23 protein-coding genes and 2 pseudogenes are annotated in these 21405 nt (G+C 44.6%); 8 read left to right on the top strand and 17 right to left on the bottom strand.

Translation table 11 applies throughout. The annotated features are described in order from the left end of the window. Window positions 1-224: 224 nt before the first annotated feature. From CW735_RS03505 to CW735_RS03495, 3 genes and pseudogenes are all read left to right on the top strand, one after another. Window positions 225-1487, top strand: a complete 1263-nt coding sequence (locus CW735_RS03505) for a hypothetical protein (RefSeq protein ID WP_100970938.1) — start codon at window positions 225-227, stop codon at window positions 1485-1487. Between the two features lie 12 nt (window positions 1488-1499). Then, complete coding sequence (locus CW735_RS03500; protein ID WP_100970937.1) at window positions 1500-2102, top strand: cytochrome c5 family protein; 603 nt, start codon at window positions 1500-1502, stop codon at window positions 2100-2102. Window positions 2103-2196: 94 nt separating this feature from the next. Next, window positions 2197-2730, top strand: a pseudogene (locus CW735_RS03495) (transposase); the annotation flags it as partial. Between the two features lie 209 nt (window positions 2731-2939). Here the strand turns inward: CW735_RS03495 and CW735_RS19710 are convergent. The 4 genes from CW735_RS19710 to CW735_RS03475 all read right to left on the bottom strand — a co-directional run bounded on the left by CW735_RS19710 (window position 2940) and on the right by CW735_RS03475 (window position 5848). Continuing rightward, window positions 2940-3248, bottom strand: coding sequence for a hypothetical protein (locus tag CW735_RS19710; protein WP_100970936.1), 309 nt, complete (start codon window positions 3246-3248; stop codon window positions 2940-2942). A 33-nt stretch (window positions 3249-3281) separates the two neighbouring features. Next, entirely contained in the window at window positions 3282-3719 is a 438-nt protein-coding gene (locus CW735_RS03485) for an SMI1/KNR4 family protein (protein ID WP_071978354.1), read from the bottom strand. Between the two features lie 11 nt (window positions 3720-3730). Further along, the gene (locus tag CW735_RS03480) at window positions 3731-4171 is read right to left on the bottom strand and encodes a hypothetical protein (protein ID WP_198520990.1); all 441 of its coding nucleotides are present in this window, start codon (window positions 4169-4171) and stop codon (window positions 3731-3733) included. A gap of 291 nt (window positions 4172-4462) precedes the next feature. Further along, a complete protein-coding gene (locus CW735_RS03475; protein ID WP_100970935.1) occupies window positions 4463-5848 on the bottom strand; it encodes a transposase in 1386 nt (461 codons plus the stop codon). A 313-nt stretch (window positions 5849-6161) separates the two neighbouring features. Here CW735_RS03475 and CW735_RS19825 point away from each other — a divergent pair, with 313 nt between their 5' ends. Genes CW735_RS19825 through CW735_RS03465 form a run of 3 tightly spaced genes read left to right on the top strand, consistent with a single transcriptional unit; the run spans window position 6162 to window position 7426 of the window. After that, the gene (locus CW735_RS19825; protein WP_232368351.1) at window positions 6162-6728 is read left to right on the top strand and encodes an amino acid permease; all 567 of its coding nucleotides are present in this window, start codon (window positions 6162-6164) and stop codon (window positions 6726-6728) included. Between the two features lie 15 nt (window positions 6729-6743). Continuing rightward, window positions 6744-6968, top strand: coding sequence for a hypothetical protein (locus CW735_RS19820; RefSeq protein ID WP_232230544.1), 225 nt, complete (start codon window positions 6744-6746; stop codon window positions 6966-6968). After that, window positions 6965-7426: a hypothetical protein gene (locus tag CW735_RS03465; protein WP_071978357.1), complete on the top strand. Its 462-nt coding sequence runs from the start codon at window positions 6965-6967 to the stop codon at window positions 7424-7426. Before CW735_RS19820 ends, CW735_RS03465 begins: the two co-directional genes overlap by 4 nt. Before the next feature lie 12 nt (window positions 7427-7438). Here the strand turns inward: CW735_RS03465 and CW735_RS03460 are convergent, their stop codons facing one another. Together CW735_RS03460 and CW735_RS19495 are read right to left on the bottom strand one after the other, a co-directional pair. Next, entirely contained in the window at window positions 7439-8002 is a 564-nt protein-coding gene (locus CW735_RS03460) for a GNAT family N-acetyltransferase (protein ID WP_071978358.1), read from the bottom strand. Window positions 8003-8070: 68 nt separating this feature from the next. Continuing rightward, window positions 8071-8277 (bottom strand): hypothetical protein, encoded by a 207-nt coding sequence (locus CW735_RS19495; protein ID WP_198520989.1) that lies wholly within the window; start codon window positions 8275-8277, stop codon window positions 8071-8073. A 359-nt stretch (window positions 8278-8636) separates the two neighbouring features. On the opposite strand from CW735_RS19495, the gene CW735_RS03450 reads away from it, so the two are divergent. After that, window positions 8637-8942: a c-type cytochrome gene (locus tag CW735_RS03450; RefSeq protein WP_071978360.1), complete on the top strand. Its 306-nt coding sequence runs from the start codon at window positions 8637-8639 to the stop codon at window positions 8940-8942. 123 nt (window positions 8943-9065) lie between these two features. Here CW735_RS03450 and gmhB read toward each other — a convergent pair whose 3' ends face one another. From gmhB to CW735_RS03420, 6 genes are all read right to left on the bottom strand, one after another. Further along, window positions 9066-9644: a D-glycero-beta-D-manno-heptose 1,7-bisphosphate 7-phosphatase gene (gmhB, locus tag CW735_RS03445; protein ID WP_071978361.1), complete on the bottom strand. Its 579-nt coding sequence runs from the start codon at window positions 9642-9644 to the stop codon at window positions 9066-9068. 128 nt (window positions 9645-9772) lie between these two features. Next, a complete protein-coding gene (locus CW735_RS03440; RefSeq protein WP_071978362.1) occupies window positions 9773-10225 on the bottom strand; it encodes a hypothetical protein in 453 nt (150 codons plus the stop codon). 246 nt (window positions 10226-10471) lie between these two features. Then, window positions 10472-11980, bottom strand: a complete 1509-nt coding sequence (locus tag CW735_RS03435) for a transposase (protein ID WP_100970934.1) — start codon at window positions 11978-11980, stop codon at window positions 10472-10474. 308 nt (window positions 11981-12288) lie between these two features. Then, window positions 12289-12633, bottom strand: coding sequence for a hypothetical protein (locus CW735_RS03430; protein ID WP_071978365.1), 345 nt, complete (start codon window positions 12631-12633; stop codon window positions 12289-12291). A 72-nt stretch (window positions 12634-12705) separates the two neighbouring features. Then, on the bottom strand, window positions 12706-13476 hold the full coding sequence (locus CW735_RS03425; RefSeq protein ID WP_071978366.1) for a glycosyltransferase family 2 protein: 771 nt from the start codon (window positions 13474-13476) through the stop codon (window positions 12706-12708). Window positions 13477-13552: 76 nt separating this feature from the next. Then, window positions 13553-13789, bottom strand: a complete 237-nt coding sequence (locus tag CW735_RS03420; protein ID WP_071978367.1) for a hypothetical protein — start codon at window positions 13787-13789, stop codon at window positions 13553-13555. 317 nt (window positions 13790-14106) lie between these two features. Between CW735_RS03420 and CW735_RS03415 the strand changes: the two genes are divergently transcribed. Next, window positions 14107-14373: a hypothetical protein gene (locus CW735_RS03415; RefSeq protein ID WP_100970933.1), complete on the top strand. Its 267-nt coding sequence runs from the start codon at window positions 14107-14109 to the stop codon at window positions 14371-14373. 180 nt (window positions 14374-14553) lie between these two features. Here CW735_RS03415 and CW735_RS03410 read toward each other — a convergent pair whose 3' ends face one another. The 5 genes and pseudogenes from CW735_RS03410 to CW735_RS03380 form a co-directional block, all read right to left on the bottom strand. After that, on the bottom strand, window positions 14554-15939 hold the full coding sequence (locus tag CW735_RS03410; RefSeq protein WP_100970932.1) for a sensor histidine kinase: 1386 nt from the start codon (window positions 15937-15939) through the stop codon (window positions 14554-14556). 15 nt (window positions 15940-15954) lie between these two features. Continuing rightward, window positions 15955-16632, bottom strand: coding sequence for a response regulator (locus tag CW735_RS03405; protein WP_100970931.1), 678 nt, complete (start codon window positions 16630-16632; stop codon window positions 15955-15957). A 24-nt stretch (window positions 16633-16656) separates the two neighbouring features. Beyond that, window positions 16657-17595, bottom strand: coding sequence for a hypothetical protein (locus CW735_RS03400; protein WP_100970930.1), 939 nt, complete (start codon window positions 17593-17595; stop codon window positions 16657-16659). Window positions 17596-18769: 1174 nt separating this feature from the next. Continuing rightward, window positions 18770-19867, bottom strand: coding sequence for an ISAs1 family transposase (locus CW735_RS03385; protein WP_071978364.1), 1098 nt, complete (start codon window positions 19865-19867; stop codon window positions 18770-18772). A gap of 93 nt (window positions 19868-19960) precedes the next feature. Next, window positions 19961-21235 (bottom strand): annotated as a pseudogene (locus tag CW735_RS03380) (transposase); the annotation flags it as partial. Between the last annotated feature and the right edge of the window lie 170 nt (window positions 21236-21405).

Below are 21405 nucleotides of genomic sequence, written 5' to 3'. Positions count from 1 at the left end.
ATAAACCAATAAAGCACCAAAAGCACAAATAGGTTAACGCTATTTGGTTGATCTGAATCAAACAAAACTCCCCAACATTACAGTCTTGTCATGCTGGTGCCATCCATCCGTAATCATCACCCCATGATAATAACCAAAGAAGCTTAATAAAACACACCTTAGGCGACAACTAGCTTGACAGCTACCGGTGTAGAAGTTGGGCAAATCAACGATAGGGGAAAACCATGAACATGAAGAAGTCAAAACTCAAATGCTGCCTTCTGGCTTTAAGTGTTACAGCGGCAATAGTTCCTGCCGCTGTTTACGCAGACAATCAGACCGACAATCTCAGGCAGCAAGTCGACGATCTTCAAAATCAAGTTGATCGCTTGGAAAACACGGCAGCGGAACGTAATACAGATTCGTCATTTCATATGGCAGGTTATGGATCGGTCGAGTACGCCGACCCGGATTCAGGCAACGCCGCTTTTAACAAGGTATTGGTCGCCCCCATCATCCACTACAATTACCAAGACTGGCTAATGTTCGAAACAGAATTTGAGCTGTCGAACACAGCTGATGGGGACACTGAGCTAGCGTTGGAATATGCCTCTATCAACCTGTTCCTGAATGACTATGTAGCGCTTGGTGCGGGAAAATTTTTAAGTCCCATAGGTCAATTCCGGCAGAATTTGCACCCTAGCTGGATCAATAAGGCTGTCTCGGCACCCGCTGGTTTCGGGCATGGCGGAGCTGCGCCCCTAACTGAGACCGGCTTGCAATTGCGCGGCGGGTTTCCACTCGGCGAGATGCGCGCCAATTATGCTGTTTATGTTGGTAACGGGCCCACCCTGGCCGCCGCAGTAGAGGGACAAGGAGGGGATTACGAATTGGCCATCGAGGAGGTGGAGACCGAAGCCCGTACCAGTGACCCTGACGGGAAGAAGTCATTTGGTGGCCGCCTTGGGCTACTGCCGTTTCCCGGTTTGGAAATAGGGATTTCCGCCGCCAAAAGTAAAGCCACCGTAACGGCGGCTTCTGCTGGTGGACACGATGGGCCTGAGCTCGATATTGAATCCACAGGCGAATTTGATTATGACGTCATCGGTGCCGATTTTCGCTATGGCTGGAACAACCTAGAGCTGCGAGGCGAATACCTCAAAACAGAGATTGGCGAAGGTAGTGCCGGTGTCGAATTTCATAGCGATGACCTACCTGACGGTTATGCAGGCCCCGCAGAGTTTGACGATGTTGAGGTGGGCGAATGGAAGGCCTGGTATTTGCAGGCAGCCTATAAAATCCCCTCGACATCATTTGAAGTCGTCGTTCGCACCAGCGAATTACAGACGCCTCATTCTGGGGAAAACTACTCTCAGCGCACACTGGGGCTGAATTACCTTTTTGCACCCCATGTTATCGCCAAACTCAATTATGAGATGAAAGACTACGACTCATCAGGCGCAGATGATGAAGACACTGTGCGAGTGCAACTGGCTTACGGTTTTTAGGGGAGAATTGACATGAAAATCAGCAAATTTATTACTAGCAAACTTTTCGGTGTAAGTATTACGGCTTTGTTACTGTCTGCAACCTTCCTCACACCGGCTCTGGCCGAAGCAAAAGGCGATGCAGCAAAGGGTGCTCAGAAATGGGCGAATAACTGCGCCCGTTGTCATAACATGCGCGATCCGAAGGAGTTGTCAGATGATTACTGGGAAACCACTGTTATGCACATGCGCCTCCGCGCTGGACTGTGGGGGGTGGACGAACGTGATATTCTAGCGTTCCTGCAGGCATCAAACACACCAGCCAAAAAGGTAACAGTAAAGTCTGTATCGGTAGATCTGGCCAACTCCGGTCTATCCGGTGAGGCAGTCTACAAAAGCACCTGTATCGCATGCCATGGCGGCGACGGCAAGGGTGCCTTTCCTGGCACTCCGGACTTCACCAAGTCGAAAGGCCCATTGAGCAAAAATGATGCAGAGTTACTGAGCAACATGATCAATGGATTTCAGAGTCCAGGCTCGCCCATGGCCATGCCACCGCGGGGCGGCAATGTCAGTCTGACCGACGCCGACCTGAAAGCCGTACTTGGTTATATGCGAACCACCTTCGAGAAATAGGGCTTTATCTGTGGGCAGAGTGCTCGGTGTCAGCCGGGCACTCTGCACATTACCGGCTAGCAATGCCGGCGAGTATGGTCAGGTAGCCAATACAAGTGGGTTTTCCTTACATGCTGGCGTTTTCGCCAATGCAGATGAGCCAGAGAAGTTAGAAAGACTTTGCCGTTATATCAGCCGACCAGCCATTAGTGAGCAACGTTTAAGCATAACCGACCAGGGAAAAGTGCGTTATGAATTGAAGACACCTTATCGAGATGGCACCACACACGTATTTTTTTACCCAATTGATTTTATTGGCAAACTAGCCGTGCTCATCCCACCACCAAGGCTTAACCTTACCCGATTTTTCGGGGTATTCGCCCCTAACAGCAACCTTCGCGCCCAAGTGACGGCTTCACAACGGGGGAAAAATAGTCCTAAACTAAACAATCAAGAAGATAGCCAAACTGATAGGCCATACCATGCCAGAGGGATGACGTGGGCACAAAGGCACAAAATACTGAAGCATTTAGATAAAAAGTACCCAACGTCTGCGCAACCAACACAGTTGCCACCTTTGCGTGCACCACCTAAAGAACAATACGCAAACGATTTTACTATTCAACGTGACTTCAACTTTGGGGCATAGACTACCTTTATTGCAAGCGTCAAAGAAACACACTATTACATGGTGAGAGCAATGGCGTCCTGATCACCCAATTCCTGTACCAAAAGCCTATCTTCATATGACATTTCAAACTAACACGTCATAAAAACTTACACAATCCGACATTTTCATCAACCAATCTAGTCACAAAGACAGCTGCCACTGAGGGTAGTAAATAGCTTTTATTTTCCTTATACTCCTAATATCTGGCCTACTCCCGTGGATTGTGAGGCAGCAGCGCCTTCATAGATGGTGGTCCCCTTTGGAACACGCATGCTCACAACTTTACTCGCGGAATTTCCCCATTGAGGTGCAAGTGCAGAATCGAGCTGAGATTGGAGAGGTCCACTTGGTTTAGTGCGAGTCCAATAAGATCCAATCTTTCCAGCGTTTCCACCATATACTCTGTATAGCGTCGTCGCTTCACTTAGAGTATTAGCTGTATAAGATCCGCCTCTGAACGTCGCAGCGACAGCATCATCGAGAGGACCAGGGTTCAATGGACCATGGCGTACCCCCTTTGTAACAACAAACTAGTTAGAGAGCGCAAATTTCTCCAAATAGTCAAAGAGGTTGCTATGTGTTGAATCTTGCCATGTTTCTACCTCGTGATCATAGAAGTATATTTTTGAATCACAAACACCATTAACAACCTTAAACCCATAAAAATCGCCCGATCCGTTTTCCGATATCAGCACGTAACCATTACGAATTGCATCATACTTATAATTAAGATCAACCAAATTCCAGTCGCTTCTCTCTTCTAAAGAAAACACGTTGGAAAATGAAAAGTATCCTCCACCGTACTCAAAGATAAAATTTATATAGTCGGCAGGAAGCTCGGCACCAAGCTTCCCTTCAGCTTCAGTTACAGCTGCTTCATCGGGAATTTCATCCGACTCCATTCCAAACCAAACTGGGTGGTCATTTTTTGTTTTCTCTACCAACTCTTTAAAAGCATCGAAATCCATTGTTTAACCCTTTAATCATAAATCCAGTTTGGTAACGCATCGTCAGCCCCTTGCTCTCTAGCGCGATACCACCAATGCAGTTTTCTATCCGCGTCCCTCATTTCAGGAGTTACTCCCTGGTTGAACTTATTGGGATGTAGAGACTTATTGCCACGATGTAATTCTGGGAGTATCTTGTGAATCGCCGACCCCGGCATTTGATCTGCGTGATGCAAGTCTGGCTTACCTAAACCTTTAGGCGGATGACCAAGCAAAGCAGCCTTCATATCGTTGACAGACCAATCACCATCGATTCTTACAGGAGGGTCATTGGGTTCATACTTTGTAACAGGTAACACAGACCCTGTAAAGTCTGGAGCTCCTGGCTGACCGGTTGATTGGACTACTTTTTTGCCAGTCTTAGCTGCGAATGCACCCCAACCAGCAACAGGTATCATGGCTGCTGCTGACATGGCGGCATCACCATATTTTCCTCTTATTAGGTATATACCAGCATTTGCTAGGTCCGCAAACTCGCCGACAACAGAGTATAAGAAGAATAAGCGCTATTTACTGCCCCTTGGTTACAGTTGTCTTTTGGACTAGCTCAGTTTGTTGAAATGTTGAATTGTGTAAGTTTTTATGCCGTGTTAGTTTGCAATGTCATGCGAGGATAGGCTATTGGTACAGGAATTGGGAAATTAGAGCGCTAATGTCCCCACCATGTAATATTGTGTTTCATTCACTCTTGCCGTAGAGGTCGTCTATGCCCCAAAGTTGAAGTCACGTTGAATAGTAAAATCGTCTGCGTATTGTTCTTTAGGTGGTGCACGCAAAGGTGGCAACTGTGTTGGTTGCGCAGACACTAGGTACTTTTTATCTAAATGCTTCAGTATTTTATGAACTATGGCAGGCTCTATAATGCAGGCAATTATCGCCACATTGTGCCTTTGGCATTGCTCACATTGAGTAATATCTATGTTGAAGACACGTTTTAGCCTTTGTGCCCACATCATCCCTCTGGCATGGTATGGCTTAGCAGTTTGGCTATCTTCTTTATTCGTAAGTTTAGGACTATTTTTACCTCGCTGGGAAGCGGTGACTTGCGCACGAAGATTGCTGTTAGGCGCAAAAACCCCAAAAAAACGGGTGAGATTGAGTCTTGGTGGCGGAATGAGTGCCGCTAATTTACCAATAAAATCTATAGGATCAAAGAAAACATGGGTTGTTCCGTCACTATAGGGGGTTTTCAATTCATAGCGGATTTTTTCATGGTCAGTCATACTTAAACGTTGCTCGCTAATGGCAGGGCGGCTGATGTAGCGACATAGTCTTTCTAATTTCGCTGGTTCGTCGGCATTAGCGAAAACCCCTGCGTGTAAGGAAAAACCTGAGTTATTGGCTACCTGACCATACTCGCCTTCATTGCTAGCAGGCAAGGTTTGTAGTGTAAATACTTTCTGGCCTTGCTGAGGGCCCATGGCAATGCGATAGCTGACGGTATGGACTAGCTCCACCATGTCGTTATGGGACGGTGCTTTGATGCGGGTAAAAGTTGTGCCACTTAATGGATTTTCACTTATTGCACCTTCTAAGAACAACATGTGGAAATGGATATTTAGATTAAGAGCGCTACCGAATCGCTGAATGAGCGTAACGGCACCGGTTTTTGCCTGCTTGTTGGTAAGACCTGCTTTGTTCACAATGTGAGTGGAAATGGCGAGGTGAATGATTTGCATCACCTTGCTCAGTTCACTTGGGTACCTTGCTAGAAGCAATCGAAGCGGAATGGGTAAACTCAATACCCACTGGCGAACGGGATAACCCTGTAACACATCATCTACTAGCAATGCTGCACTTTCGGCCATTCTTCTGGCGCCACAGCTAGGGCAGAAGCCCCTGCGTTTGCAGCTAAACGCGACTAACTTTTCATGCTTGCAGTCATTACACACCACGCGTAAAAAGCCGTGCTCTAGCCGTCCACAACGCAAGAACTCATCAAACTCACGCTCAACATACTTGGGTAAATACTTGCCTTGGTCGGCTAAGTTTGCTGTAAAATCTGGGTAGTAACGTTCAACCAATTGATAGAGTAGCGTTGTTTCCGGTCGATGGCGCTTGTATGTTTCACTTTGTTGCTTTGCCAGCACATTCGTTCATCACTGAATTATGTACCGACGAGTGTGGCAAAAAAAGGGCTAATTTACGACTGGCTGAATGACCGGTTTAGGATGTTTTTTGTCAGTCATTTAAATAGAAAAAACTACAAAGCTTGGCTTAATCTACCATCTTTTGCACAAAACGGATGTTAGTCCGTTTCCATTTAAATCGTTACTTCCAACCTCAGAATGCAAATAGCCTTAAGTGCTAAGGTTGGAAAATTATACTTATTCTTTGTTTCGTCAAATTGGGCTTCTCTGCATGATTAATTTTTTCACCGTGATGAGATAATTGTAGAATGCTTTGCTAGCGTTGAGTCTTTTTTGTAAGTATGCAACCGCTATCACTACCGCCATACTAGCCATTATCACTTTGTTTTTAGCCGGTGTAGGTTTGTACGGTATTTTGAGCTACAGTACTCAAATGCGTCGTTTTGAACTAGGGACTAGAATGGCGATTGGGGCAAAGCGAGCGAGTATAGTGACAGTAGTAAACGGACTGATAGGCGCCGGCATATTTGGTTTGCCAGAAGCACTCCATTCAGCGGTGGGAACATTCGCCCCTTGGTTATTGTTGATTGGCGGTATTCTGGTCATGGCCATCCTCATTTGTTTTGCAGAGCTCACCATGTTGACGGATCGCTCCGGTGGCCCACAGCGATATGTAGGTGACGCCTTTGGCGCCTATCCGGGTTTTGTGGTCAGCGTGCTTGCTAACTTGACAGCAGGGCATACGTCGGCAAGTCGGATGCCGCCATCCCTTGCTGACGATGGTTTGTTGCCCGCTTGGTTTGGTAAGGTATCACGCTGGGGTACTCCAGCAAATTCGATTATATTTTACGGAGTTGGGGCAATTATGTTTGCGTTGTGAGACGACTTTTTAGCGTTGGCGGCAGTAAGCACTCTTGCTCGTTTACTCGCTTATGTTGAATCGATTGTTGCGTTGCCTAAACTTCGCAAGCGAGCCGGTAAACCGTCTGTTAATGCTGCGATCATTGTGGCTGGACCGATTGCACTAGTACTATGTATTTGGGCGACCACACAAACTAACGCCCTGCAATGGCAAACACTCGGTGGCTTTGCTTTGTTCGGCACAATGAATTCAGTATGACTGTGCTCAACCCTCTAAAAGCGGATGGACTATTGAGTGGATCATTAGAATTGATAGCGCAGAATTTTAAGGAATTGCTGTTTTTTCATTTAGACGGTATTTATCAGCAGTTGGACAATCGTTTGTTAAGTCTGTTATTAGCTGTTATCGAGGATAATGCTGAGAACTCACAAGGTTCCCTTTCCAGGCCAGATCTACAAAAACTGGCATTGTTTAGTAAGGGAAACCGCAGCCTGGAGTTAACCGGGCCTTTGCTTAAAGCGCTGCTTTTGCATCCTCTAAACAAAACAGCCTTACGTTCAAGAAAATTTGACCTGGTTATTGATTTTGCGTTAAAGAAAACCCCATCAGCAATATTGGTTTCTCGTTATCAACTGGACGGCAAAAAACACTTACAGAAAAAACTTAAAGAACTCACCAGCGAATTGATGGACATTCAGAATGGCACTAAGCAGTGACTCTTATCGCTGTTATGCCGCTTCATAATCTTTGCGTATCAGGCTGTAAAGATTCATATCGTGGAAGGCACCATTACAGAAACACTTCTCTCGCATTACCCCTTCAAACTCAAACCCCGCTCTTAGGGTTACTGAAATAGAAGGTAAATTACTGGGTAATATCAAAGATTCTACCCGGTTGATTTTGATAGGAAATTTTGCACTAAAGACATAATCCAGAATGCACTTTACAGCTTCGCTGACGAAGCCTTTTCCCCAATGCTTTGGTGCTAAATCGTATCCAAGGATCACGCTGGCATCGAATTCGTTCCAACTATTAAATCCGCAACTGCCAATCAATTTAGGTTCGCCTTTTTTACGTATTGCCCAGCGAATACCGGTTCGGGTTTCAAACCTGGAGGAGAAATATTTGATCAATTGAACAGCTTCCTTGATTTCTTTAAAGCGCTCAACATCATAATGAGCCGTAACATCAGGATCGGAGAAAATCTCAAAGATTTGCTTGCGATCCGTCTTCTTAAGCTCATTAAGGATAAGACGCTCTGAAGTCAAAATGGGAAAAGGAGCTGCTGGCATGTTTTTCTTCTTCTAGTCGTTTTATTCCATGATAACAAATTGTTTTTGTGGTTGACAGCTTTACGCCTCTAAAGTGCACTTCTGAACTTTTCACCGAGAGCATGCAACTGCTCTTTGCTGATGATTTCGACGTTGTCAGAATCAATGCTGACACCGTCATTAAAAAGTACCGTTCTGAGAAATCCATGCCCGCCAAGGGCATCAACAAAATCATGGTGTTGCTGAGTCAAATAAACCCGTTTTTCCTGCTGAACAAGCAAATTGATGACGAGCATAAGACGGATTAAAGCTATTTTCTACCCCCTATGACAGTTGTCTTTTTGACTAGATTGGTTTGTTGAATTATCGAATTGTGGGAGTATTTTAAGGCGTGTTAGTTTGCAATGTCTTGCGACGATAGGCCTTTGGTGCAGGAAATGGGGGGTGAAGCGCGAATAGCCCCACCATTTACTAGCGTTTTTCTTTACTCTTGCAGCAGTAAATGGAGCCTACGCCCCAAAATTGAAGTCACGTTGAATAGTGAAATCGTTCGTATACATTCGCACTAAATCCAGCACAAATATTAATCTAGATCATTACTTTTTGGGCCGAAATCGATTAAAATGCCGTTTTTGGCGCATTTAGAGGAAATACCATGAAATTATTGTCAATCACTTTACTGGCTGCTGCCTTTTTATCAACCTCTGCTATCGCTGCAGACGTGAACGCTGGAAAAACCAGAGCGGCGGCTTGTGCCGGGTGTCATGGCCCTGACGGTATCAGTTTTGTGCCAAACTACCCTAATCTGAAAGGCCAAAAAGCGGCTTATCTGGTTAAGCAACTGAATGACTATAAATCTCAGGTTCGTAAAGATCCGATTATGAATGGCCAGGCTGCTGCTCTGAGCGATGCTGACATCGCCAATATAGCAGCTTACTACGAAAGTCTTGGCAAGAAGTAAAAAAACAAGCAAAGGGCGGGGTTTAGCCTACCGGCAAGACCGCCGCCGATAGAAACACAGATACCCGCCAATCGGCTGGTATTTTTTTGCCTAGGCTTTTTGTTTGAGGTTTATGCTTGAGCGCTAAGGGTTGAGTAATTTGTCGGTAAAATCCTGCAGGTTCGCATAAACAGGCAAATCTAAAGGAAGACCTTGCTTTGTGAGCGTTGCTTTCCCTTTGCCGGTGAGTACTAACGCCGGTTTACAACCGGCATTCATACCACATTCAATGTCGCTCAGCGAATCACCGACAAACCAGGTTTCGCTGTTCTTAGCATTAAAGCGAGACAAAAGCTTTACCGGCATTCCGGGGTTGGGTTTACGGTTGGGTCCTGCATTATCCGGATGGTCAGGACAATACTCAAGGGCATCGATATGCGCGCCAACGGTCGCCAGAGAAAATTCCATTTTTTTGTGGATCAGCGCCAGGGTGACTTCGCTAAAATACCCGCGCGCGATCCCTGACTGATTGGTCGCTACGGCGACTTTATATCCCGCTCGGTTGAGCTTGGCAATTGCGCGCAAGCTGGATTCAATCGGGATCCACTCCTGCGGTGATTTAATGTAGTGATCTGAATCCTGATTTATCACACCATCTCTATCCAGTATCACCAGCTTAGTCGCCGGGCTATCCACGCCAATAGTCTCTGAAAAATCAGCCATCTATTTTTGCAGCAAAGATATATCAGCAATACCCAAGAATAGCTCTCTGAGCTTGCTGATCAGTTTCAGGCGGTTATTGCGGATTGCGGGATCATCAGCGTTGATCATGACCTTATCGAAAAAATTATTCACCACGGTTTCAGGCTGGCTAATTCGTCTAGCGCACTTTGATAATTACGGTGAGCAACAAGGTCTTGAACAAGCCCGGAGACCTGATTAATTGTTGAATAAAGGTCGGCTTCTTCGCCCTCGAACAAAGATTCGTCGATAGTTATCTCGTCACCGTCGAATGAAGACTTGGCTAGAATGTTCCCTACCCGTTTGTTGGCTTCTGCCAGCGCAGCGCTTTCGTCGGATTGGCTAAATCGTTCGACTGCAAACACGCGCTTTTCAAAATCTAAAGGGTTGGTGATATTGACTGCCTGTACCGCCCCTACCACCTGAGTTGGTAACCCTTTGGACTGATACAACGCCAGCTGACGAGCATTAAAAAATTGCTGCAGCTTGTTGCGGGTTTCCGGATCCAGAGAGACATCAACAAAAGTCTTCAGTGAAGCATCGATCAATTGGGTAAGATCCAAGTTTAACTCTTTTTCACAGATCAAACGGAGTATAAGACGGATTAAAGCTATTTTCTACCCCCTATGACAGTTGTCTTTTTGACTAGATTGGTTTGTTGAATTATCGAATTGTGGGAGTATTTTAAGGCGTGTTAGTTTGCAATGTCTTGCGACGATAGGCCTTTGGTGCAGGAAATGGGGGGTGAAGCGCGAATAGCCCCACCATTTACTAGCGTTTTTCTTTACTCTTGCAGCAGTAAATGGAGCCTACGCCCCAAAATTGAAGTCACGTTGAATAGTGAAATCGTTTGTGTATTGTTCATCAGGTGGTGCACGCAAATGTGGCAATAGCTTTGTTTGTTTAGAAGTTGGGTGCTTTTTATCTATATGTGCCAGTATTTTCTGAATAACGTGTATATCTATAATACAAGCGATGATGCTTACATTGTGGTTCTCGCATTTTTCGCATTCGGTAATGTCTATATTGAATACCCGCTTTAACCGCTGTGCCCATGACATAGCCCTTGCATGGTAAGGTTTATCTGATTGCCCATCTTTTTGATTGACAATTTTCGGGCTGTTTTTGCCTCTCTGTGACGCAGTAATTTGTGCTCTTAGATTGCTGTTGGGAGCAAATACCCCATAAAATCGGGTGAGATTTAGTCTTGGCGGTGGAATGAGGGCCACTAGTTTGCCAATAAAGTCGAGCGGTTCAAAGAATACATGTGTTGTGCCGTCTCGATAGGGTGTTTTTAATTCATAGCGCACTTTTCCATGGTCAGTCATACTTAAACGCTGTTCACTAATCGCTGGGCGGCTGATGTAGCGACATAGTCTTTCTAACTTCTCTGGCTCATCGGCATTAGCGAAGACCCCTGCGTGTAAGGAAAAACCTGAGGTATTGGCTAACTGACCATATTCGCCTTCATTGCTGGCAGGGAGTGTCTGTAGTGTAAACACCTTTTGACCTTGTTGTGGTCCCATGGCAATCCGATAGCTGACGGAGGCCCCTTGCAACTGCAATAGACTATCTTCATCATCAATAGGTAAGTTAAGAAAACTGTTTTCTATGTCGCGCTCCACTAACCCCACTTTCTCCAAATAGTTGGCAATTCGATAGCTAATGGTGTGAACTAGCTCCACCATGTCGCTATGGGACGGCGCTTTGATGCGGGTAAAAGTCGTACCACCCCATGGATTTTCACTGATTACTCCTTCTAAAAACAGCATATGGAAATGGATGTTTAGATTGAGGGCGCTACCAAATCGCTGAATAAGGGTAACAGCCCCAGTTTTCGATTGTTTGTTGGTAAAGCCGGCCTTGTTCACAATGTGCGTGGAAATGGCGCGGTGAATGATTTGCATCACTTTGCTCAATTCACTTGGGTTTCTTGCTAGCAGTAATCGAAGTGGAATAGGTAAGCTTAAGACCCACTGACGAATTGGATAACCAAGTAATACGTCATCTACAAGTAGCGCTGCACTTTCTGCCATTCTTCTGGCTCCGCAGCTAGGACAGAAACCTCTGCGTTTACAGCTAAAAGCGACTAACTTTTCATGCTTGCAGTCATTACACACCACGCGTAAAAAGCCGTGCTCTAGTCGTCCACAACGCAAGAAATCATCAAACTCACGCTCAACATAATTGGGTAAATACTTGCCTTGGTCGGCTAGGTTTGCGGTAAAGTCTGGGTAGTAACGTTCAACCAATTGATAGAGTAGCGTTGTTTCTGGTCGATGGCGCTTGTATGTTTCACTTTGTTGCTTTGCCAGCACATTCGTTCATCACTGAATTATGTACCGACGAGTGTGGCAAAAAAAGACCTAACTTACGACTGGTTGAATGTCCGGTTTGGATGTTTTTTGTCAGTCAACTAAAACCGCAAACAACTCATTAAATGTCGAATTTTCACTCACTTCTCAGTTGATATTTCCAACCTTAGAATGGCAACTGCCAGTCAAGAGCGACCTTGTCAACGTCGCTTTATTGTGCTTAGCGCACCCGAGAAATCAATTTCCAACCCACTGACGTTTTTGTACAGAAGGGTCGAAAACAGATTTTCCCCCCCCCGAAATGCAAATAGTTATTCACAGTTAACAATTAACTCAACCTTGTTGAATAAAAGTTTTTTATCTTTGGAATCATAATTTTCGTTATGCAACCTAATGTAATAATCAGGAACCTTCAAATTGGGGTTCTTGTTGGCTTTGCCAATGGCGTGCTGTTCGGCTATGTGTATTCTGCTTACAGTCGTTTTCGTTTGAGTCACTGAGTCACTCTTCACCACCTCACGCTCAGTGGCTTGTTCAGGTGTTTCTGCTTGTTTGTTTTCGGTTTGATTATCAGGCCCAGCACAGGCAAATAAAAAGGTCACTGATGCTGCTACTAATGTCAGTTTATATTTGTGTAATAGCGTAGATGTAAGCATGTTTTTTCCTTGTTTCATAACAAAATAGAAGTCTTACTAACAACTAACGAGTGACGTTTTAAAAAGGGTTTTTTATTTTGATTTTTTGTTTGGATCACTGTCTACAAGATACTTTTCCCATAGCTTAGCTTCTTTCAAAAAAGCATAGAACGCATCAATGGTGGCTAATATTAAGCCTCGTTTACCATTGGTTATACGCCCTTGTAAAAAATATTTCTGCAAGAATGTGAAGGGTAAAACAAGGGCCAGTTTAATTAGGCTAGGGCGCTTATTGCGAGCAAATTTATCTTCTGCTCTAAATGAAGAATACAAATTATTCTTGGCAACCAAGGCATCAATACGATTATATCCAAAGTGGGTAAAAGCCACCTGTGTTCGAATTTCTTTTCCCTCTACAATGGCACTTTCATGGACTTGTTCGCTTGTATCAAAATGGGCTAATTGTCGACGATATAAACGCAGATTATTGGGTTTTTTCATCCATTTGTTTGGCAATTGGTTCATAAATATATCATTACGGGCAAAACGCAATGCGGCGATATCATTGCGGATTATGGTTTGTTTGATCACGGCTATACACTCAGGGGTAAGCGCTTCATCAGCATCAAGGTTTAATACCCAATCTTGTTGACATAAGCTTAAAGCAAACTGCTTTTGCCCTGCATAACCCAGCCAATCTTGATGGATAACCTCTGCGCCCATTGCTTCAGCCAATGCAACGGTGTTGTCGGTGCTACCGGAGTCCACAACTAATACTTGTGCAAAATCACTCACGGAGCGTAACACTCGCTCAATGTTGTTGGCTTCATCTTGCGCAACAATAAACACGCTACAGGGGATCATAAATTACCTTTTATTAATAGAGAGGTAAGAGTATATCTTAACTTAATGTAATGGCATAACCGTACGATTGGCCTCATTACTCTACAATCACCAGGGCAACTGTGTAGGGATGAATGATAAGCGGACTATTGGTGACGAAGCTGCGTTTCTTAGGTGCATCTGATTGCCACATGGTCACTTTCGTTGATGACATGAAACCGAAAGGTAAAGGCATCTCATGTACATCAAATGACAAGTTATATGCAATAAGTTCGCTGTCTTCCAGTCTAGAGGTAAGCCTGGCGCGAATGAGCTTGAGATCAACGTATGCCATAAAAGTCAATATAGCGGCTAAGGCACTCGGTAAGTAATTTTTGATCGTCCAGGAATACATGAATAGACGTTGTTAAAAGTGATCTGGGCACTGACAGATGTTTTCTTTGGCTGCCAGGTGCTAATAAATATTTCAGGGCGCTCCTTCCAATTAACAATTTTCCCAAGAAATTAAACTAAATACATTTCAATTTGTCAGAGCTTGAGCGATCAGTGTTCAAGAAAACAGCTTCGGTTAATGCCAGCAAAGTTTACTCAGCAGGCTCTTAGTACAACAAGCCAATTATTTGGCAGCACACTACAAAGCAGGTAAAACAAATGAGTCAAATAGAAAATTTAGACAAAGCTTCAAAGGTAGAGCGAGCTTTCGTATATGTCGTTTATGGGGACGACATATATTATAAGGAGGCGGCTTACAGCATTTTAACTTTGCGCTTATCAACGCCAGAAATTCCCATTTTAGTCCTGGTAGAACGAACTGGTGACTTTGAAAATATTCAAGGTGTAACGCCAATTTTAATGAGTGAAAAGACCAGGCAAGACTGGCTGCAAGGTACTAGCTATCATTTTGACAATCCATATTAATGAGAAGGTGACGAAATGGAACAGCGACTCTTTAAGCTAGAATGTTGGTTACTTCATACTATGTACTTAAGCATAGCTCAAAATATCAAAGCCAGGACGAGTTGAACTTTCGAGGGTAAATCTTGTTCGCAATAAAGCTGAAAGATAGGGTCTGCTCATCAAAAAGGGGGCATTGCCCATTTAAATTGGCAGCTGAATAGTGAACTGGCTGCCTTGTTCACTACTGTTCAACAATATGTCCCCGCCATGCGAGTGGGCGACAGCCCTGGAGTAGCTTAATCCCAGGCCGCAGCCATCAAGCGTGCGACTTTGATCACAACGAAAAAAACGGTCAAACACTCGCGCTTGATCCCCTTCAGGAATGCCAATGCCTGTGTCCGATACGCTAATTTCAATCTGCTGACAATCTCTGCTTAATTCCACAACCACCTTTCCTTCGGCCTGTGTATATTTTATGGCGTTATCTATCAGGTTTGCCAGCATGCGCTGTAAGCTTTGGGCCTCCCCCTGGATATAACAGTCTGTTGCCAGACGACAAAGCAGGCTGATGTCTTTTTGCTCGGCCATAATTTCAAAAAGTTCGCAGGCATCCTGTACCAGTCCTGAAACATTTACCTGTGTTTTAGGCGCTTGTAAAACACCGGCTTCAGCCTCTGCGACATCCAGGGAAGAGTTAATGATCTGCAATAGCCGGTCACATTCTTCAATGGTATCGGACGCTGCGGTTTTAAAAACCTGGGGAGTATTTTCATTGGATAAGACCGACTCTGATATCATTCGAATACGCGCCAAAGGGCTGCGTAAATCGTGGGCGATATTATCTGTCATTTCCTTCATTTCGGATATTAAAAGCCATATTCTGTCGAGCATGGCATTAAAGGTATCAACCAGCTGACTAATTTCACTGCCTTGTGAAAGAACGGATACCCGTCGCTGTAAATTGCCCTTTTCAATTGCACTGGCGATCCGGCTGACCTCTTTTATCCCTTTGACGGAACGCCCGGCTACCACCCAACTCACCATTGACGCAAACGGAATGGCCATTAACAACATGGCAATAAAAACCTGTGACAATAATTCCATAAGCTCTTGGGTATCTTCTGTCGACTCACCAAAATACAACACGAGTCCAGGCGCGATTAAGCCATAAGCCGCTTTAACCTCGACCTCCTCCTCAGGCATTACCATGGCCTGAAAAATAACTTGCTCGCTAGAAATGACTCGTTTAACCCAGTCACGGCTATCTGGCAGAAATGCCCAATAAGAGAGATCCGAGCTATACATTCGCTCACCCTGCTGATTAAACAACTGAAAAAAAATTCTTTCTTCTTCTCCTGACTTCATTAGGTCCCGGTTAATTTCCTGTTTAACCCCTGCCAGCCCGGCTTTTTGATATAGGGTGCGAAACTCTCCGATATCTTCGATCAGATCCTGCTCCATATCATGGTCAAGCGCTTTGCTGAGTAAAAAATAAGAAGCATTAAAGGCAATAGTTATCAAGATGATGACAACCAGGGTGTACCAAAAGGTCAGCCTGAATGCCAGTGTATTGGGTAATAGCTTCATTTTATTTTTTAACGGTCATTTTGCTTTTTTAAGGGTATAGCCCAGGCCACGTATGGTATGGATCAAGGGAAAGGCAAAGTTTTTATCTACTTTTTCTCTTAATTTGCTGATACGGGCTTCCACTATGTTGGTCTGGGGATCAAAATTGTAGTTCCACACACGCTCCATGATCATGGTTTTTGACACTATATTGCCGGCGTTGCGCATCAGGTATGCTAACAACGCAAACTCTTTGGGTTGAAGTTCAATGTCTTTGCCTTCACGGGTGACGGTTCGAGAAAGTAAATCGAGCGATAAATCATGCATGGTTAAGCTGCTGGCTTCAACTGAACTATTAGCACGCCGTAACTGTGCCTGAATGCGTGCCAGCAGTTCACTAAAGGAAAAAGGCTTGATCAAGTAATCGTCACCACCGCTTTGCAGGCCCCTTACGCGATCGTCAATGGAGCGTTTGGCGCTGAGGATAATGACAGGTGTCTCAATTTTATGCTGGCGCATCCTTTCTATAATCGATAAACCATCAAGGCCCGGCAACATGATATCGAGAATGGCCAAATCATATCCGTCATTCAGCGCCCGGTCCAACCCGTCTTGACCGTTTGCGACGTGATCGATACAAAAACCCGCTTCCCTTAATCCTTTAACAATAAAGTCCGCGATCATCTGGTCATCTTCAATCAGCAATATTATCATTTAGTTTGTTTCCAACAAAACAGTTTATAACTCTATTGAAAGGATCAATGACATTCCGACAGTATCTTCAAAATTGAAATTGCTCTCAATGGTTCCTGTGCTATCGAGAAAAGCCATCTGCCTGTTAAAGTTCTTATGAATGGAAAGCGAGAGATAACCCTCATGGCCCCACTCATAGGCAAACCTTGCGCCAACCCTTTGATATTCATCTTCAAGATATCCTCCCTGCATACCCGTGACCGGGCTATCATCAGCCAGCCTGATAGTATTGGTGCCACTGTCATTGTAAAACAGGGTTGTCGAAAACGCATTGGAAAAATGATATGTCAGGCGAGACTCTGGAAATTCACTGCTTATTTCAAGTTCTCCAGACCAACCTTCCTTACTGTGATCATTCCAGGTAACTTCTAAATCCACGCCAAACTCACCACCATCTGCATCCAGGTATTCATAGTTAGTGTTTAATACAAAGCTCCAGCTATCAGACGGTTCATAACCAATATCCAGGCCGACTTCATATTCATTCGAGCCCGCCGTTTGTTTTTCATAAGATGATTCGGCTTCAACATAATAAACCAGCTCCCAGCGATCATTGATTTCCTGTTCGTATTCCAAGCCAAGTTGCAGGGTAGTAAAACTGCTCCAGGGGTCAGTGCCTATACCATTGATAAATGGCAGTGCTTCAGGCTTGGTCCATTGGTAGTTCCAACGCTCGAAACCAAAAGTAAAGCCCCAATTATTTTGCTCGTATTCTGCTTCTATCAGTACTCCCGATGTTTTTACTGAGCCGTCTCCGGTACTAGATAAGGAATCCCCGACACTGGTATATTCTATTTCAATATTTCTTTCAGGCACCGAGCTATCATGACGGCCGCGACGATCATTGGGATCGGCAAACGCAGTGATTGGTAATACAGCAATAGCGGGGAGCAAAAGCAAACTTTTTTCAAAAATTGGGCGCATCGTTCATGGTCTCCTGTTATACCTAAATGGCTTGACTCATTTTTTGAAATATCAGTGTATAACCCCTAGATAACCTGAATATCACCTGAAGATTACCAAATGGTGATGTAATGTTATTTGGCTTGGCACCAGGACAATACGCAATGAGGGGGAATGAGTATAAGAAATATTAACGCTATGTACTACCCACTGTGTCAGCTGTATTTAAGGCCAGTTGCACGTGTGTCAAATGGGTACTTTTCAGGAATCAGTGAAGTAGTTGTCATCAAGATAGACGCAATATAACTGGTCTTTGGTACTGAAATCCGCAATGAGATATGTGAAAGCCCTTACCTCAACATGTTGCATGTTCAAGTGATGGTCTGTTTTTTGTGCTTCATGCGCCAAAATCGAAGTCGCGTTGAATGATGTAGTCACTGAATGAGGCTGTGGCTGGTGGAGCTCGAAGTGGCGGCATTAGAGAATCGTTTTTTGCTTCAAGAAGAGTCTGCTTGTCAAGGTGCGCCAAAATCTTATGGATAACAGCCGGATCCGTAATACAAGTAATAATTTTGACGTTGGTTTTTTCACAAGCCTCACAGACTGTGATGTCAATATTGAATACTCTTTTTAACCTTTGTGCCCACGACATGCTTCGCGCATGGTATGGTTTATCTGAATCTTTCAGATGCTCTGCTAAGCGAGGGAGTATAAGACGGATTAAAGCTATTTTCTACCCCCTATGACAGTTGTCTTTTTGACTAGATTGGTTTGTTGAATTATCGAATTGTGGGAGTATTTTAAGGCGTGTTAGTTTGCAATGTCTTGCGACGATAGGCCTTTGGTGCAGGAAATGGGGGGTGAAGCGCGAATAGCCCCACCATTTACTAGCGTTTTTCTTTACTCTTGCAGCAGTAAATGGAGCCTACGCCCCAAAATTGAAGTCACGTTGAATAGTGAAATCGTTTGTGTATTGTTCATCAGGTGGTGCACGCAAATGTGGCAATAGCTTTGTTTGTTTAGAAGTTGGGTGCTTTTTATCTATATGTGCCAGTATTTTCTGAATAACGTGTATATCTATAATACAAGCGATGATGCTTACATTGTGGTTCTCGCATTTTTCGCATTCGGTAATGTCTATATTGAATACCCGCTTTAACCGCTGTGCCCATCAGGGTAAGAGCGTGATCATTTTTTAAGCAGTTATCACTTTTTCAAGATACGCAGTATCCATAGCCGCAATGCGCTGTTTACGTCGGATGCTGGCCTTCTTCGTTTTTTCCCGTTTTAGCTGATTGAGTGCCACTTGCCTTATGCAGGCGAGATTTTGAGCGGCATCACCGCGATGTATTTGACATGCATCCTCATGCATTGCCACATCAAGAAGCCAGTGGACTTTGTTTTCGATACCCCAGTGATTGCGAACAGCACTTGCAAAATGCTCTGCACTGAGTGTTTTCGAACAGATATAGTAACGTGACTCCAAACTCTGTTTACCCTGCTTATCCACTCTGTAATGAACTGCCATACCCAGCGTAGTCAGTTTGGGCCAACTGCTATGTTCTGTTGTAAAGCCAGATGCGGGCAATACCTGATATTCTCGATATTCCCTACGGCCATGACCTTGTTCGACATGCGTCAGCTTGTCAGCTGTTGTTTGGGAAAAAGCCTCTTGTAATCCGGTGTATAAGCCTCGTTGATTCGCTTTCACCGTCAGTAAGTAGTCTGCCTCTTTGTCTATGATGGTTTGTGCAATACTCGTTTGACATCCCATGGCATCCAGACTGACCAGGCAACCTTTAATATCAAGCAGTTGCAACAGCGCGGGAACAGCCGTGATTTCGTTGGACTTTGCATCCGTTTTATACTGTCCCAGTACCACACCATTGGCCGTCGCATAGGCGTTAACCATATGAATGGCGGTACGTCTGTCCGTTCGGTCATAAGAGCTTTTTAGCGTTTTTCCATCAACCGCGATGACCTGACCTTGTGTCAGTATTTCTGTTTGTTGCATCCAGGCAATGAATGCCTGTTGAAACTGGCCCGGGTCAACACGACTTACAAGCCGGGCAATCGTATCGTGCACGGGAATACCCAGACTAAAATCACCATGTTGCTTAAGCCAATCCAGGTGACAGCGACCAAAATCTTCAATGTCTTCCCATCCTTCAGCACCCGCTATCACAGCTGCAACAGTTAGAAATAAAACGTCAAATAGCGGATAGGTGATTTTACTGGCCTGGCGAGGCTCGTCTATCGAATGAAAGTGGCTGGCAAAAACGGCAAGTGACATTGTGGGGCTCCCAAAAAGAGAGCATATGATCATAGCCAGACCAGGTCGTCAACTAACAGTTAAATTTGATCAAATAATGTTCGCGATCTCGCCCTGCTGTGCCCATGACATAGCCCTTGCATGGTAAGGTTTATCTGATTGCCCATCTTTTTGATTGACAATTTTCGGGCTGTTTTTGCCTCTCTGTGACGCAGTAATTTGTGCTCTTAGATTGCTGTTGGGAGCAAATACCCCATAAAATCGGGTGAGATTTAGTCTTGGCGGTGGAATGAGGGCCACTAGTTTGCCAATAAAGTCGAGCGGTTCAAAGAATACATGTGTTGTGCCGTCTCGATAGGGTGTTTTTAATTCATAGCGCACTTTTCCATGGTCAGTCATACTTAAACGCTGTTCACTAATCGCTGGGCGGCTGATGTAGCGACATAGTCTTTCTAACTTCTCTGGCTCATCGGCATTAGCGAAGACCCCTGCGTGTAAGGAAAAACCTGAGGTATTGGCTAACTGACCATATTCGCCTTCATTGCTGGCAGGGAGTGTCTGTAGTGTAAACACCTTTTGACCTTGTTGTGGTCCCATGGCAATCCGATAGCTGACGGAGGCCCCTTGCAACTGCAATAGACTATCTTCATCATCAATAGGTAAGTTAAGAAAACTGTTTTCTATGTCGCGCTCCACTAACCCCACTTTCTCCAAATAGTTGGCAATTCGATAGCTAATGGTGTGAACTAGCTCCACCATGTCGCTATGGGACGGCGCTTTGATGCGGGTAAAAGTCGTACCACCCCATGGATTTTCACTGATTACTCCTTCTAAAAACAGCATATGGAAATGGATGTTTAGATTGAGGGCGCTACCAAATCGCTGAATAAGGGTAACAGCCCCAGTTTTCGATTGTTTGTTGGTAAAGCCGGCCTTGTTCACAATGTGCGTGGAAATGGCGCGGTGAATGATTTGCATCACTTTGCTCAATTCACTTGGGTTTCTTGCTAGCAGTAATCGAAGTGGAATAGGTAAGCTTAAGACCCACTGACGAATTGGATAACCAAGTAATACGTCATCTACAAGTAGCGCTGCACTTTCTGCCATTCTTCTGGCTCCGCAGCTAGGACAGAAACCTCTGCGTTTACAGCTAAAAGCGACTAACTTTTCATGCTTGCAGTCATTACACACCACGCGTAAAAAGCCGTGCTCTAGTCGTCCACAACGCAAGAAATCATCAAACTCACGCTCAACATAATTGGGTAAATACTTGCCTTGGTCGGCTAGGTTTGCGGTAAAGTCTGGGTAGTAACGTTCAACCAATTGATAGAGTAGCGTTGTTTCTGGTCGATGGCGCTTGTATGTTTCACTTTGTTGCTTTGCCAGCACATTCGTTCATCACTGAATTATGTACCGACGAGTGTGGCAAAAAAAGACCTAACTTACGACTGGTTGAATGTCCGGTTTGGATGTTTTTTGTCAGTCAACTAAAACCGCAAACAACTCATTAAATGTCGAATTTTCACTCACTTCTCAGTTGATATTTCCAACCTTAGAAT

The sequence above is a fragment of the Alteromonas sp. MB-3u-76 genome, assembly GCF_002831605.1.
Taxonomy (GTDB): Bacteria; Pseudomonadota; Gammaproteobacteria; order Enterobacterales; family Alteromonadaceae; genus Alteromonas; species Alteromonas hispanica.
Note: the sequence above shows the minus strand (reverse complement) of the source record. Positions and strands in the feature narration are given on the sequence as shown.